The sequence below is a fragment of the Cognatiyoonia sp. IB215182 genome, assembly GCF_033963905.1.
Lineage (GTDB): Bacteria > Pseudomonadota > Alphaproteobacteria > Rhodobacterales > Rhodobacteraceae > Yoonia.
The window spans coordinates 156999-171117 of sequence record NZ_JAXBMB010000005.1; the positions used below are offsets into that span (position 1 = coordinate 156999).

At 58.0% G+C, this 14119-nt stretch carries 15 protein-coding genes; 9 read left to right on the top strand and 6 right to left on the bottom strand.

Annotated elements, in window-relative coordinates; genetic code table 11:
• Positions 1-137: 137 nt before the first annotated feature.
• The 3 genes from SLH47_RS11575 to SLH47_RS11585 form a co-directional block, all read right to left on the bottom strand.
• The gene (locus tag SLH47_RS11575) at positions 138-1622 is read right to left on the bottom strand and encodes a heme biosynthesis protein HemY (RefSeq protein ID WP_320239667.1); all 1485 of its coding nucleotides are present in this window, start codon (positions 1620-1622) and stop codon (positions 138-140) included.
• Between the two features lie 11 nt (positions 1623-1633).
• Positions 1634-2875: a hypothetical protein gene (locus tag SLH47_RS11580; RefSeq protein ID WP_320239668.1), complete on the bottom strand. Its 1242-nt coding sequence runs from the start codon at positions 2873-2875 to the stop codon at positions 1634-1636.
• A gap of 90 nt (positions 2876-2965) precedes the next feature.
• A complete protein-coding gene (locus SLH47_RS11585) occupies positions 2966-3682 on the bottom strand; it encodes a uroporphyrinogen-III synthase (protein WP_320239669.1) in 717 nt (238 codons plus the stop codon).
• Positions 3683-3748: 66 nt separating this feature from the next.
• On the opposite strand from SLH47_RS11585, the gene tsaD reads away from it, so the two are divergent.
• Genes tsaD through SLH47_RS11610 form a run of 5 tightly spaced genes read left to right on the top strand, consistent with a single transcriptional unit; the run spans position 3749 to position 6929 of the window.
• Positions 3749-4831, top strand: a complete 1083-nt coding sequence (tsaD, locus tag SLH47_RS11590; protein WP_320239670.1) for a tRNA (adenosine(37)-N6)-threonylcarbamoyltransferase complex transferase subunit TsaD — start codon at positions 3749-3751, stop codon at positions 4829-4831.
• Positions 4828-5790: an NAD(P)H-dependent glycerol-3-phosphate dehydrogenase gene (locus tag SLH47_RS11595; RefSeq protein ID WP_320239671.1), complete on the top strand. Its 963-nt coding sequence runs from the start codon at positions 4828-4830 to the stop codon at positions 5788-5790. The genes tsaD and SLH47_RS11595 overlap by 4 nt, the downstream gene beginning before the upstream one ends.
• A complete protein-coding gene (locus tag SLH47_RS11600) occupies positions 5791-6063 on the top strand; it encodes a YciI family protein (RefSeq protein WP_320239672.1) in 273 nt (90 codons plus the stop codon).
• Complete coding sequence (locus tag SLH47_RS11605) at positions 6063-6482, top strand: EVE domain-containing protein (protein WP_320239673.1); 420 nt, start codon at positions 6063-6065, stop codon at positions 6480-6482. The genes SLH47_RS11600 and SLH47_RS11605 overlap by 1 nt, the downstream gene beginning before the upstream one ends.
• 51 nt (positions 6483-6533) lie before the next feature.
• Positions 6534-6929 (top strand): DUF1761 domain-containing protein, encoded by a 396-nt coding sequence (locus SLH47_RS11610; protein WP_320239674.1) that lies wholly within the window; start codon positions 6534-6536, stop codon positions 6927-6929.
• Positions 6930-7151: 222 nt separating this feature from the next.
• On the opposite strand, the gene SLH47_RS11615 is transcribed toward SLH47_RS11610, so the two are convergent.
• Positions 7152-7493: a DUF2853 family protein gene (locus SLH47_RS11615; protein ID WP_320239675.1), complete on the bottom strand. Its 342-nt coding sequence runs from the start codon at positions 7491-7493 to the stop codon at positions 7152-7154.
• Between the two features lie 267 nt (positions 7494-7760).
• Here SLH47_RS11615 and SLH47_RS11620 point away from each other — a divergent pair, with 267 nt between their 5' ends.
• Entirely contained in the window at positions 7761-8291 is a 531-nt protein-coding gene (locus SLH47_RS11620) for an outer membrane protein (protein WP_320239676.1), read from the top strand.
• Between the two features lie 51 nt (positions 8292-8342).
• Here SLH47_RS11620 and SLH47_RS11625 read toward each other — a convergent pair whose 3' ends face one another.
• Positions 8343-9035, bottom strand: coding sequence for an extensin family protein (locus tag SLH47_RS11625; protein ID WP_320239677.1), 693 nt, complete (start codon positions 9033-9035; stop codon positions 8343-8345).
• Between the two features lie 96 nt (positions 9036-9131).
• Positions 9132-10517 (bottom strand): adenosylhomocysteinase, encoded by a 1386-nt coding sequence (gene ahcY, locus SLH47_RS11630; RefSeq protein ID WP_320239678.1) that lies wholly within the window; start codon positions 10515-10517, stop codon positions 9132-9134.
• A 374-nt stretch (positions 10518-10891) separates the two neighbouring features.
• Between ahcY and SLH47_RS11635 the strand changes: the two genes are divergently transcribed.
• From SLH47_RS11635 to SLH47_RS11645, 3 genes are read left to right on the top strand one after another with little or no spacing between them, the layout of a single operon-like run.
• Positions 10892-11482 (top strand): HD family hydrolase, encoded by a 591-nt coding sequence (locus SLH47_RS11635; RefSeq protein ID WP_320239679.1) that lies wholly within the window; start codon positions 10892-10894, stop codon positions 11480-11482.
• Positions 11479-12012 (top strand): GNAT family N-acetyltransferase, encoded by a 534-nt coding sequence (locus SLH47_RS11640; RefSeq protein ID WP_320239680.1) that lies wholly within the window; start codon positions 11479-11481, stop codon positions 12010-12012. Before SLH47_RS11635 ends, SLH47_RS11640 begins: the two co-directional genes overlap by 4 nt.
• Before the next feature lie 54 nt (positions 12013-12066).
• On the top strand, positions 12067-14118 hold the full coding sequence (locus SLH47_RS11645; RefSeq protein ID WP_320239681.1) for a bifunctional diguanylate cyclase/phosphodiesterase: 2052 nt from the start codon (positions 12067-12069) through the stop codon (positions 14116-14118).
• Position 14119: the final 1 nt, after the last annotated feature.

Sequence of the window (14119 nt, forward strand, 5' to 3'; positions counted from 1 at the left end):
ATCCTTTGCCGCGAACTCTTTGGTTTCGCAAGCCATTCTCGCGGGGACCCGCTAATTACGAATGACGTGCTCTACCATCTGAGCTACAGCGGCTTAACGGCGTGTCTGATAGCATCGCGCCTTGCGCCGGGAAAGACCTATTTTTGGGCCTGAGACGCAACGGCGTCATCAATGGGTTCGGGGTCAGCAGTCAGAATTTCGGCCTCTTCCACGACATCATCTGGGACGGTCACCTCATTTTGCTTGGGCGTCCCGACAATCAACGGCAGCATTTCGGTGCCCGTGGGCATTGCGACATCCCCTTCAGGCGGCTTGCGCCAGGTCAGCGTGTCAAACGATCCGCAATTGCTGCAGGTCGCGGCCCAGCCCGCCTGAATGTGCTGGCAATTGTCGCAGATCCATTGCGGGCCGCGCGGTGCCGTCAATGCCCGGGTCAGCCAGCCACGGACAACGGAATCGTCCGCACCTTCGCCGCGTTCGATAGCCGCCATCAGCGTCAGGCTACGCGCCGTCGGATCGGTCTCTACAAGATCACCCAGCACGCGTTTGGCAGCTGGAAAATCCTCGGTCGAGATGTAAAGCTCGGCCATCAGCATCTTGGTTTCCGGATGATCGGCCGTTGTCTTGGTCAGTGTGCGGAAGCGCTTCAGGCGTGCCTCGGCGTTTTCGTCGGGCGCGATTTCTGCGAATGCGGCGGCGATGTCAGGATGTGGTTGCGCGTTCCAGGCTTTGGTCAGCACACGTGTCGCATAGCGCGCATTGCCTTCGCCGATATAGCTGCGCGCCGCCATGACCGCCGCGGGGATCAGATCAGGTGACAGGCGATTTGCCTCAATCGCGGTTTCGCGGGCTTCGATGGATTTGCCGTCCTCAAGCACATCGCGCGCTTCTGACAATGCCAGCACGGCATCGCGGCGTTTGTGTACGTCCCGTGGCAGTCCACCTGATTTGAGCTTTGCACTCAGCGTCTTGCGGGCACCCACCCAGTCTGACTTTTCGGCCTGCAGACGCAGGAGCACATCCTGCGTTTCCTCATGCTTGGGCTTCAGCGCAAAGGCCTTTTGCGCCAGTGCCAGCGCCGTATCAGTATCACCGTCAGAAAGCTTCTGCTTCATGATCCCGCGCACGCCAACGAACCGCGTTTTGTCGTCTGAAAGCAGCTTCTTATAGGTCTCCTCCGCCTTGCGCCGGTCGCCCGTCATCTCGGCCGCCTGCGCCGTCAGCAGGTTGGTCAGTTGCGGCTGTTGCAGATATTTGTCGGCACGTGCCGCCTTGGTCATTGCCAAATGACCTTCTCCCGAAGCGAGCGCCATCATCCCTTCGGACAGGGCCTCATACCCTTTACGTTCGCGATTGCGGTCGAAATAGCGCGAAATTGCAGTCTCATCCCCGTTGAGAAACTTGAATGTCGCCACACACAGCGCGAGCAGTTTCAGCCCCAACCAGACCGCCACGACAAAGGCGACAAAGGCAAACACCATCTCAAGCGGGCTGAGCGTGAATTCAAAGCCCATCACGCTGATCGTGGCGCCGCCATCGACCTCCATCAGCTGTGTGCCGCCATAGGTGAGGGCGGTGACGATTGCGACGAACGCCAGGATTTTAATCAATGACCAAAGCATATCTAACGCCCCTAACTATCGCTGAGTGAGGTGAAAAGCATATCGATGGCCGCCACGGCGTCGGCCCGGATTTCGGCCTGGGCCAGCCATTCCGACATTTCGGCACGCGCCACTTCGGGCAGCGCACTGATTTCCGCCAAGGCATCGGCCAGACGCCCCGTACGCACCGCTGCTTCGGCACGCGACAGGACCGCATCAACGCTTGTTCCTTCCTGCGGCGTGACCGAGCGGACATCGAATTGATTGCGCAGGAAGGCACCAATGCCGGTTGTCTCCTCGCCCGACACGCCTTCGCGGCGCGCCGTTGCCAAAGCGGCGCGCGCCACTTCGGGGAATGTGTCCTGCAGACTGGCTAGGGTGGGGATGCCGTCTTGTGCCGCCGTCAAGGCATCAGGGGCTGGCGCGCCCAATGCCTCTTCCAGATCGGCGAGAGCCGCTCCAAGCGGGGCGCCACTTTCCATGCCGGTTTGCAACCGGGACAGTGCGGCGCGCCCGGCGGCTGCGCGCGCTGCAGATGCGGCGTTCTCCTCAATGGCGGCGGCCTCGGCCCGTGCGGTATCAAGCTGCGTTTGGGCCGCCCCTGCCATTGCGGCAATCTCTTCCCTGAGCGCTGCAATCTCAGCCTCATAATTGGCCAAAGCGGGCACGGAGGCAGTGCCTTCGCCACGCGGCAGGTTTTCCAGCGCCGTCAGCCGGTCATCGAGCGTGGCGATCTGATCTGTCATCTCGGCAATCTGATCGGAAAGTGCGGCTTGCGCCGCCTCAATGCCACTCAGGTCAACGGGTGGTGGTGGGTTATCCACGGCATCCTGCAGCGCTGCAATCGCATCCGCCTGGGCTGCAACCTGCGCAGGCAATTCCGTATCCGGTTGCGGCATGTTCACTTGTGCCACCGCATAGCCGATCCCGCCCGCGATCAGACCGCCAAGCAGTAGCGGAATGAACCCGCCACCCTGCTTCGCCGGAGCAGGCTTTGACGGCGCGGGTGCTGGTTCCTTTGGCGGCGCGGCTTCGGCCGAAACCGGTGCCGCATCGGGCTGATCTGCCCGGGCATCATCAGCGGTTTTTTCAACAACCGGAACGGATGGCGCCGCAGACGCGGCTTCAACCGACGGTTTGATCAGAATTTCGGCGGGAATGGCATCAAAAAGCGGCTTTTGCGCATTGTCCGATTCGGTCGCGTTCTGTGGCGCTGGTGCCGATTCTGCTGACTTGGGGGGCACCTTACGCCCCTTGGCTGGCTGTTTTGCCACGTTTTCACCCTTTTTGCGCCCCGACCCGCCAGTGGGCAAGTGACACATTATGTTATCCCGACCCTTGCCAACCCTCAAGCGATCCAACGGTCAGTCATCATCATGTGAAATGCGATGAAGCTGTACCTGTGTTGCGGCGATCATCGCGTCCTCATCCGGGTGGGCGGCGATTGTGACCGAGCGTGGTGCGACCTTATACGCGGCATCAGCAACCGCCTGACTCATCGCAACGATATCAAGCGGTGCCGAGAACGGACCTTGTTTGCTAAGGATCGTCACGGTGCGTGGTGAAAAGACGGGGCAGAGAACAGGCCGGAATCCATTCAGAACCTCTTGTGCTTCAACCGTGAGCGGTTGGGCGATCTGGTCATACGCGATGACATCGCGGCATGGGATGCCTGCAACCCCAAGCTCTGAAACCAAGTCGCCACGGCTATGCCTACCCCGCAGATGCGCAAATTCTCCCTTCTGCGACTGTGCAATGATCAGATTGGCGAGTGCCGCAGCATCTCCGGGGCCGGTGACGGTTTCAAAACCTGACGAACGAGCCAATTCGGCCGTTTTCGGCCCTACACACCACGCACGAAGACCAGGACCAAGGCCGAGATTGGTAGCGGCGGTCACCCCATGGGCGGATGTGAAAACAAGGTCGGTGACATCCGAAAGATCATCTACGATCGGTTGGAAACTGATCGCGATCAGAGGCGACAGAACGATGTCCAGCGGCCCACTCCACCGGCTTTCCAAGGCCCGTGCAAAACCCAATCCCTGCGCTTCAGGGCGTGTCACGATCAGCGTTGGGGTCATGGGGCACCATTGTTTGCACTGGCGGGCAATGTTACCTGCCACCGGGGAACACGCAACCGGATGGTAATGACCAAAGACCTGACGCTTCTTGGGATCGAAAGCAGCTGTGATGACACGGCAGCGGCCGTTGTGCGCGGGACAGAGATTTTGTCATCCATTGTCTATGGCCAAACCGCCCTGCACGCCGATTTTGGGGGCGTCGTTCCCGAAATCGCTGCCCGCGCACATGCCGAGAAGCTCGATCACAGTGTTGAAGCGGCTTTGAGGGAGGCGAATCTGTCTTTTGCTGCCCTTGATGGCGTGGCCGTGACCGCCGGGCCCGGCCTGATCGGCGGGGTCTTGTCGGGCGTCATGTGCGCCAAGGGGATCTGCGCCGCGACAGGATTGCCGCTTATCGGCGTGAACCATTTGGCGGGTCATGCGCTAACACCGCGCCTCACCGATCAGATCGCCTACCCTTACCTGATGCTGCTGGTATCGGGTGGGCATTGCCAGTTCCTGTTGGTTAATGAGCATGACAGCTACACGCGGCTGGGCGGCACAATAGATGACGCACCGGGCGAAGCCTTCGACAAAACCGCTCGCATTCTGGGGCTACCGCAACCGGGCGGACCAGCGGTGGAGGCAGCGGCGAAGGCAGGCGACCCCAATCGGTTCGTTCTGCCGCGCCCGCTTTTGAACCAACCGGGTTGTGATCTATCGTTTTCCGGATTGAAAACCGCGATCCTGCGGGCACGGGACGGCATCGTTGCCGAAAATGGTGGACTGACAATTGAAGATCAAGCGGACCTCTGCGCCGGGTTTCAAGCCGCTGTGACCGACGTGTTGTGCGAAAAAACACGTCGCGCGCTCGACATCTATCTGGCACAGAGCCCCGCAAGGCCCAGCTTTGCCATTGCGGGCGGCGTCGCGGCAAACGGACCGATCAGAGATGCGATGCTGCAACTTTGCGCGGCATCGGGCACCGCGTTCATCGCGCCGCCCTTGCATCTCTGCACCGACAATGCCGCGATGATCGCCTATGCAGGGATTGAGAAGATAATGCATGGCAGGGTGGATGACCTCACCCTTGCCGCGCGGCCGCGTTGGCCTTTGGATGATCAGGCTGCCCCCATGCTGGGCTTTGGCAAAAAGGGGGCAAAGGCGTGAAGATCGGGATTGCAGGCGGGGGGGCATTCGGCACCGCATTGGGCGTTGCCCTCGCACTTGATCACAATGAGGTCGTGCTTTGGGCGCGGAACGCCGATGCCGTGGCCACAATGCGGGCCGAGCGAACTAACGCGCGACTGCCCGGCGTCGCGCTTCCGCAAACGATGACGTTCTCCGCGGCGCTAGAACCCCTTTTTGCCTGCGATATCATCCTGCTTGCGATCCCGGCACAGACGCTGCGAGATTTCCTGACCACACATAAGGCTCACCTGGATGGCAAATACCTGGTCGCCTGCTGCAAGGGTATCGATCTGACCCGCATGACCGGCCCCGCAAGCATGATCCGCAATGTGGTGCCGGACGCCATTGGCGCGATGCTGACCGGCCCAAGCTTTGCCGCAGACATCGCGCGCGGCCTGCCCACGGCGCTTACCATCGCCTGCAATGACGAGGCGGCGGGGGCGATCCTGCAAACTGCCCTGTCGACCACTGGCATGCGGCTCTACCGGACAACCGATACCATAGGGGCGGAACTCGGCGGAGCCCTGAAAAACGTGATGGCCATCGCGGCCGGTGTCACGATTGGAGCTGGCTTCGGCGAAAGCGCCCGCGCCGCGCTGATCACCCGAGGATTTCCCGAGATGCAGCGGCTGGCCATGGCTTCAGGGGCACGGACCGATACGCTTGCAGGATTGTCTGGCTTTGGCGATCTGGTCCTGACCTGTACCTCCGATCAATCCCGGAATTATCGCTATGGCCTGGCACTTGGTCGTGGAGAGGATTTCGACGTAGGCACAACGGTCGAAGGTGCGGCGACGGCGCGCGCCGTACGCCAATTGGCTGCAAAGCTTGATCTTGATATGCCGATCTGCAGAGTTGTCGCCGACCTAACAGATGGCCAAACCGACGTGCCGACCGCGCTGAATGCTTTGTTGTCACGCCCACTAAAGGAAGAATGAATGCGTTTTGCACTGATGACCAAAGACAAACCTGGCGCATTGCAAACCCGGATGGACAATCGCGCGGCGCATCTCGACTATGTTGCCGAAACCGGCGTGGTGGATTTGGCGGGCCCGTTTCTGGATGATGACGGGCAAATGTGTGGATCGCTTATCGTACTTGAGGTGCCCGACATGGCCGCGGCAGAGGATTGGGCTGCGAATGACCCTTATGCCAAGGCTGGCCTGTTCGAAGAGGTGACATTGCGTGCGTGGAAGAAGGTGATTGGCTGATGGCATACTGGCTTTTCAAATCCGAACCCGATGTCTGGGGCTGGGACAAACAGGTGGCCAAGGGCGAGGCTGGCGAGGAATGGGACGGCGTGCGCAATTATCAGGCCCGCAACAACATGCGCGCCATGAAGCTGGGGGATCTCGGGTTTTTCTATCATTCCCGCACAGGGCTGGAGATTGTCGGGATCGTCGAAGTCTGCGCCGAGGCCCATCCTGACAGCACCACCGACGACGACCGCTGGGAATGCGTCGATATCAAAGCGGTACGGCCGTTCGAAAAACCCGTCAGCCTTGAGATGATCAAGGCCGAACCTCGGTTGAAAGACATGGTGCTGGTCAACAATTCACGCCTGTCCGTCCAACCGGTGTCGGCGGACGAATGGCAGCTGATCTGCGAGATGGGTGCGACAAAGCCCTAGCCTGCGACAAGTCGGCGCGGCATAGTCCCATCCAAAAGATGGGGGATAGTTATGGAAATTCTTTCGGTGCTGGTTGCGGCTTTCGCTGCATTCGTGTTCGGCGCTGTCTATTACATGGTACTGTCAAAGCCATGGATGGAAGCCGCACAGATTGCCGTTGGTGATGACGGCAAACCAGTCAATAGCAGCAATCCAACACCCTACATCGTGTCGTTCATCTGCATTATTCTGGTGGCTGGCATGATGCGGCACACCTTGGCGCTTTCCGGGATCGACACAATCTCCAAGGGCGTTCAGTCCGGCCTTGGCATCGGGCTGTTCTTCATCACTCCATGGATTTTCATCAATACCGGCTATTCTGATCGGCCCTGGAAACTAGCCGTCATCGACGGTGGATATGCGACCCTTGCTGCCGCAATCATCGGCGGCGTGTTAATAGCGCTTTGAATGAAACGAGGGTCCGGAGAAACTCCGAACCCTCTTTCACCCCGCGCGTACCAAGCCACCACACGCAAAGAAATCTCTAGGTTCGGATCATTCTGACCCTGCGCCATTCATACAAAAATTCAGCTCTCTGGCGCAATGAAATAGCCTTGAAAACTTTATTCAAATGAGCGGCAGAGACGAACCGCGCCCGCCGATCCGTTAGCGGGCGCAACTGCGTGTCACTTAGCCGTAGACGGCTTCTTTTCCGAAATGCTTGGTCAGCATGTAGTAAACGACCGCGCGATACTTGTTGCGCTCTGATTGGCCATAAGTGTCGAGGACAGATGAGATTGCGGAATCAAGTTCTGGGCTGTCTTTCAGACCGAGTTTCTTGATCAAAAAGTTGTTCTTTACCGTCTCAAGTTCGGCGGGCTGACTGCTCGCAACCGTGGATGCATCGGCATTGTAGATCGCCGGGCCGCAGCCGATTGTGACCTTGGTCAAAAGGTCCATGTCAGGCGTCATGCCACATTTGTTCTTGAGGTCGTCCGCGTACTTTTCAATCAACTCGTCTCTTTTACCCATGAGAGTGTCCCCCGCTGTTCGTGTTATTGGTCAATATCCGCTGCCCAAAGCAACGCTCGGGCACGTTAATGGCAGATGCGACTTCCGGTAAAGCCCAAACCAAAGCGGGCGGCGATGTTTTGCTTTGGGCTCTGCCTAGGTCAGGGGCATGAGAAATCCAGGAATTTGCCGCCGGAAAGACCTCACAAAAACGTTCCAGAAGAAGGCAAATCCATCCCATGGATCGCGCCGTAAACCGATGGTCAACGAAAGATAAAGGAAATCGTAATGACACTTAAAAATATCTTACTGGCATCGGCCATTGTCACCGTCCCCGCGGCTGGCTTTGCAAACGACTGGAATGGCCCCTATGCGGGTATTGCCGCGGGCAGCGCTGAAATCGACACTGACGACGGTGCCGAACTTGACGGTGACGGCAACTCACTCGGTATCTTTGCGGGCTACCTGTTCAACCTTGGCGGCGGTCTCGTCTCTGGTATCGAAGTCGATTATGACGAAACCGAATATGACATTGGCGATGGTGCTGTTGAAGTGGATTCGACCGGACGGATCAAGGGGCGTTTGGGTACCGAACTTGGCAGCGGTCTGGTCTACGGTACGCTGGGTTTCGTCAGTGCGACGTCGCCTGAACTCGGTGATGATACAGGCTATCTTGTTGGAATCGGGTACGATTTTCCCATCACCGAAAACATCGATCTGGGTGCCGAGTTGCTGAACCACGAATTCGAGGATTACAACAATTCAGGTATCGATGTGGGTGTGACGACGCTGAAAGCGCGGATCGCTTTCAACTTCTGATATCGGTCGCAGCCTCATCAGAAAGGGCGCGGCACAGTTCGCGCCCTTTTGCTATCGGCACAGTCCCCAGCCCACTGATTGCAAGTGAAAGTGATCCGCGTGGAGCGCGTTGAAATCCGGCGAAAGGGTCACACGGAACCAGTCGCAAGCGCTGTCTCGCGCGGCACGCAGAAAGGCAGCTTCCGGCCCTGTGCCATCCCAATCACGCAGCAAGCTGATCTGGCGTCCATCCGCAAAGGCAAAGCCGGTGATATCAATGGCATCTGCGGTGGCATGGGTGCTCATCCGTTCTGACGGGCCGGAGGTGGTGCGGATGGTGCGGCAATTGTAGCTGCCCGATTGATCGACACGGGCAAGAGTCGTTCCCAGAGTATCGCGCGCCGCGGGCTGCAACCCGTGGCGCTCCCACATCGCCATGCGTAGCGCGATGGCGCAGCGGGTCTCGATCGGGCTCATCCGCGTATCGCCCACCGCGCGTAGGTTGACCCGACCCGTGATGCCGCATTGATCACTTTCCCGCAAATCAGACATGGGCTGCAGTGCCGCAAACCCGTTAATCGTCGCAAGACAGCTTTCGGTCGAGGCCAGAGCCCGGTTCAGCTTCCACTCGGTCAGCGCGGTCACCGGCTGGCTGACTACCAGCGGCTTGGTCGGATTCCAATGCGGTGGCAATGGCGTGCCGGGATGGACAAACAGCTGATAGAGGCCAAACCCTACCCCTCCCACAAAAGCAAACGCAGCCAAGCCCCTGATCAGCGCAAGGCTGCGACCCCTACTTTTTCGCGTCTGCTTCGCGGCATCCTGCGCCATGGCCTGACGTCTGGCATGCCGCATGGGCGCTTAGTACCGGTAATGCTCTGGCTTGAACGGCCCTTCGACGGTGACGCCGATGTAATCCGCCTGCTCTTTCTTGAGCTCGGTCAGCTTCACGCCGATCCGCTTCAGATGCAGGCGCGCAACCTTTTCATCCAGATGCTTGGGTAGGATATGCACGCCGATCTCGTACGCGTCGCCGTTGTTCCACAGCTCCATCTGGGCGAGCACCTGATTGGTGAAGGACGCGGACATCACGAAAGAGGGGTGGCCTGTCGCATTACCAAGGTTCAAAAGACGCCCTTCGGACAGAAGGATGATCCGGTTGCCCGATGGCATCTCGATCATATCCACCTGTTCCTTGATATTGGTCCATTTGTGGTTCTTGAGGGCGGCCACCTGAATTTCATTGTCGAAATGACCAATGTTACCAACAATGGCCATGTCCTTCATCTCGCGCATATGTTCGATGCGGATCACGTCCTTGTTCCCAGTGGTGGTGATGAAGACGTCCGCCGAGTCGAGCACGTCTTCCAGCAACACAACCTCAAACCCGTCCATTGCGGCCTGCAATGCGCAGATCGGATCGACTTCGGTCACCTTCACGCGCGCACCAGCACCCGCCAGCGAGGCAGCAGAGCCCTTGCCCACATCGCCATAGCCGCAAACCACAGCGACTTTACCGGCCATCATGGTGTCGGTGGCACGGCGGATCCCGTCAACCAGCGATTCTTTGCAGCCATATTTGTTGTCGAACTTCGACTTTGTGACCGAGTCGTTCACATTGATCGCAGGGAACGGCAGTTGCCCATTCTTGTGCAGATCATAAAGGCGGTGCACACCGGTGGTCGTCTCTTCCGACACACCTTTGATCGCGGCCTTGGTCTTGGCAAACCAGCCGGGGCTTTCGGCCATGCGTTTTTGGATTTGCTTCTTGATCACTTCTTCCTCTTCCGAGGTTGGAACAGCCAGCACATCTTCGCCCGCTTCCATACGCGCGCCGAGCAAAACGTATAGTGTCGCATCGCCGCCGTCATCGAGGATCATGTTGGGGCCTTCGGGGAACATGAATGACTTATCTAGGTAGTCCCAATGCTCTTCCAGCGTCTGGCCCTTGACCGCGAAAACCGGTGTGCCACCTGCAGCAATCGCAGCCGCCGCGTGGTCTTGGGTTGAGAAGATGTTGCACGAGGCCCAGCGCACGTCAGCACCCAATTCCACCAGCGTCTCAATCAAAACCGCCGTCTGGATTGTCATATGCAGAGAGCCAACGATGCGCGCGCCAGCCAGAGGCTTTTTCTCACCGTATTCCTCGCGCAGGGCCATCAGGCCCGGCATTTCGGTTTCAGCGATATCGAGCTCTTTGCGACCAAAATCTGCAAGGTCGATGTCTTTGACAACGTAGTCTTTCATTCCCGCCTCCTGGGCCGTGTCAGTGTGGGTTGCGGCGCTGATAGCAGGGCCGTGCTGGTGCGGCAATGGTGCCATTGTCACGCCCAGAGGGCGCTCCATGCGCATCGATTGCAGTTCGCGGTTAATGTCGTCCTAACAACCAAGGGGTGCGAAGTGCAGCAAGGGCATTTTCTTACCACCTTACCTGTCGCCATTTATCGAATCCGCACGCAAGCGCATCATCCTTTGCCGCGAAAACTACGCAGTTTATGCTGGCAACCCTGGGCCTGATCAGCCTATGACAACCCCATGTCGATCGCCGTGAAATCGCCTCTATCTGATGTTGCCAACAACAATCCCGCTTGGTTGCGGAGCATCGCAATGCAGGCAATCGCATGAAACAACACCGCGCATGGCAACGCATGCTGTCGGGGCGGCGTTTGGACCTTTTGGATCCCACACCAGTGGATATCGAGATAGAGGATATCGCCCACGGTCTGGCGTTTGTAGCCCGGTGGAACGGGCAAACCAAGGGCGACTATGCCTACTCGGTGGCTGAACACTCCTTACTTGTGGCCGATATCTTTGCCCGGCAGCAACCTCAGGCGCCGACCAAATGGCAGCTTGCCGCACTTCTACACGACGCCCCGGAATACGTGATCGGCGATATGATCAGCCCGGTAAAGGCGGCGGTCGGGCCGGATTACGGCGCGCTCGACGAACGTTTGACCGCAGCGATCCATCGCCGCTTTGGTCTTCCAGCTCTGCTTCCCGCGCCGATCAAGAAGCAGATCAAACGCGCGGATAAACTGTCCGCTTGGCTTGAAGCGGTGCAAATCGCGGGTTTCACGCAAACGGAGGCGAACAAGTTCTTCGGCAAACAAGACGCGGCTCTGGTGGCGGAGTTTCAGATCAGATTGCGCCCGCCAATGGATGTCCGCGATGATTTCACACGCAGGCATCATACATTGATGGCATCACTATGATCATTCGTCTGGCCAAACCCTCTGATGCGGCAGATATGACGGCCCTTTTGAACGAAATCATCGCGGCAGGCGGAACGACCGCCCATCAACGGCCCTTTGATGACCAGCGGATGCAGGTGGAATACATTGCGCCCGAGATGAACATCGCCTGTCATGTGGCCGAAATTGACGGTCGGGTCGCCGGGTTTCAGTCATTGGTGAGGCCAGGTCCGGAAAGCAATTCGGAGTTGGCGGGATGGGCTTACATCGCGACCTTTGTGGCCCAGGACGTGGCCGGAAAGGGGGTTGGACAACACCTTTTCGCAGCGACACGAGCAAGCGCGCAGGCCGCTGGCGTTGAGAAAATAGATGCCACGATTCGCGCCGATAATGTGCCGGGTCTACGCTACTACAGCGGTTTGGGATTTCAGGATTACGATCGTCTCAACGACGTTCCCTTGCGCGACGGCACGCGCATTGACCGTCTGCGCAAGCGCTACGATCTGCCGCAGGGCGGTGACCCCGAAAAGTCAAAATTGGCTCAACTCTAACTTAATCAATCTGCGTCAGGGTCTATCCGGTGAGAATTCGCAGGATCCCGTTGGATGCAGCTTTTTACGTCAATTGCACGTCGTGCATTCAAGTTTTTGTCGCGCCGGAATGCCGAGCGTCTTTGGATGCACTATGCCTTTGCGTTGTCCATCATCTTTGCCCTGCTCTTTGCGATAGATCAGGTCAATCGCACGATCACCGAACGTGGAACCGCCGCAAAAACTGTGATGAGCGTTGGTAGCAATCAGGTGCTTCTGGGTTACGATATCCTGCTGCAAACCGAAGCTGCGATCAACGACGACGCCCGGCTCTTCCAGACGCTTGATCAAAACATCGCTGCATTTGAGCAAGCGCATGCTTACGTGATCTCATCGCCAATCTGGTCTGATGCATTGCAGAACCACTACTTCGAATCCGAGCGGCCGTTGGATGACCGCGTTAGGATCTTTGCCGATCTTGCAAAGCGCTTACCGACGGCCGGGCCGGTTGAACAAAGCATTGTTCAGAGAGCCTTGAATGAACGCTACACGGCTCGTGGTTTGAAAGGGCAATTGCGGGCGGCAACGGAACTGATCGAAAGCACGGCACGGGCAGAAATTGACCGATTGTCAGATCTGCAAGCGACGCTGATCAAGCTGTCCGTTGCAATGCTGGTCATCGAAATCCTGATTGTCTTCGCCCCCGCACAACTGACGGTCACGGCCAATATCCAAAAGCTTCGCAAGCAAAGCGAACGTCTGCAAACATCGCGTGAAGAGCTGCAAGATGCCAACAGCTGGTTGAATTACATGATCAACCATGACCCGCTGACCGGGCTGCCCAATCGCAGTTCGCTGATGACATCGTTGAAGGCCGCTCTCTCCGATCAGGACGGACCAGAGATGAGTGTCATCCTGATTGGTTTGGACGACTTCAAGTCGATCAATGATTCTGCGGGTCATGACTTTGGCGACGCCGTCCTGTGCGAGATGGCGCTTGTTCTCAAAAGTTGTGTCGACGATGACCACGTCGTTGCGCGGATCGGCGGTGATGAGTTTGTGTTGATTTCCGACGAAGCCGCACTGGAATTGGTTGGCCGGATTCGCGCATCATTTGCGGAGCCGCTTGAGGTGAATGCCCGGCGTATCCCGCTTTCGATGAGCATCGGTTACATGGAGATCTCCGCCGGCAAACAGGATCCGCTAAGCGTGATTGCAGATCTCGGCTTGGCGTTGCAGGTCGCCAAGAACCAAGGTGGCAACCGGTCACAGCATTTTCACAATCAACTCCGCGATGAAATCGGCAGTATGCGCCAGTTGCAACTTGATCTGGTCGACGCCATCAAAAACGGAGAGATTGAGCCCTGGTTTCAACCGCAAATCCGGCTGTCTGATGGCACATTACACGGCGCAGAGGTTTTGGCCCGCTGGCGCCACCCCAAACGGGGCCTGTTAACGCCCGACAAGTTTCTCCCAGCTGCAGAGCATTCAGGTCTGATGGTCGACGTCGATCACAGCATCTGGCGCTCTGCGATGAACCTTGCTCAGACCTGGCAGCACGAAAGCCTGTGGCGGCCTTGCATCTCGCTTAATGCGGCGCCGGACACAATCTCTGACCCTTATCTGATTGAACGGTTCCTCTTCCAACTCCAGAAATCAGGACTGGAGGCTGACCAGGTTGTGATCGAGGTGCTCGAAACCACTTTGATTGAAGGCAAGGATGACATGGCCGCAATAAACATTGATAGCCTTGCAGAATGCGGGATCGCGCTTGAGCTTGACGATTTTGGGACCGGTTACGCCTCACTTTCAAAGCTCACGCAACTTCCGCTTAGCGGTATCAAGCTGGACCGTTCGCTTGTCGCACCATTACCGGATCACAGCGCTGACAGTGTTGTGCGCGCGATCCTGGCACTGGCGGGCGAACTTGGGTTGCACGTGATTGCTGAAGGCGTCGAAGAAGACGAACAAGCCAAGCACCTGAGAAGTCGTGGCTGCGCCTTCGGCCAGGGTTACGGATATGGCAAACCGATGCCGCCGGATGAATTCCGTGCCTGGCTCGACCAAAACGCCGATCGTGCTTTGCGCGCCGGTCAAGCTGGTCAGGTGGCCGTGAAGCGGGCTTGAG

Excerpts from the sequence above, each read along its gene's own strand:
- SLH47_RS11585 (WP_320239669.1), bottom strand. The coding sequence starts at position 3,682 with ATGACCCCAACGCTGATCGTGACACGCCCTGAAGCGCAGGGATTGGGT.
- SLH47_RS11620 (WP_320239676.1), top strand. The coding sequence starts at position 7,761 with ATGACACTTAAAAATATCTTACTGGCATCGGCCATTGTCACCGTCCCC.
- SLH47_RS11635 (WP_320239679.1), top strand. The coding sequence starts at position 10,892 with ATGAAACAACACCGCGCATGGCAACGCATGCTGTCGGGGCGGCGTTTG.
- SLH47_RS11610 (WP_320239674.1), top strand. The coding sequence starts at position 6,534 with ATGGAAATTCTTTCGGTGCTGGTTGCGGCTTTCGCTGCATTCGTGTTC.
- SLH47_RS11645 (WP_320239681.1), top strand. The coding sequence starts at position 12,067 with ATGCAGCTTTTTACGTCAATTGCACGTCGTGCATTCAAGTTTTTGTCG.
- tsaD (WP_320239670.1), top strand. The coding sequence starts at position 3,749 with ATGACCAAAGACCTGACGCTTCTTGGGATCGAAAGCAGCTGTGATGAC.
- SLH47_RS11575 (WP_320239667.1), bottom strand. The coding sequence starts at position 1,622 with ATGCTTTGGTCATTGATTAAAATCCTGGCGTTCGTCGCAATCGTCACC.
- SLH47_RS11600 (WP_320239672.1), top strand. The coding sequence starts at position 5,791 with ATGCGTTTTGCACTGATGACCAAAGACAAACCTGGCGCATTGCAAACC.
- SLH47_RS11615 (WP_320239675.1), bottom strand. The coding sequence starts at position 7,493 with ATGGGTAAAAGAGACGAGTTGATTGAAAAGTACGCGGACGACCTCAAG.
- ahcY (WP_320239678.1), bottom strand. The coding sequence starts at position 10,517 with ATGAAAGACTACGTTGTCAAAGACATCGACCTTGCAGATTTTGGTCGC.
- SLH47_RS11640 (WP_320239680.1), top strand. The coding sequence starts at position 11,479 with ATGATCATTCGTCTGGCCAAACCCTCTGATGCGGCAGATATGACGGCC.
- SLH47_RS11605 (WP_320239673.1), top strand. The coding sequence starts at position 6,063 with ATGGCATACTGGCTTTTCAAATCCGAACCCGATGTCTGGGGCTGGGAC.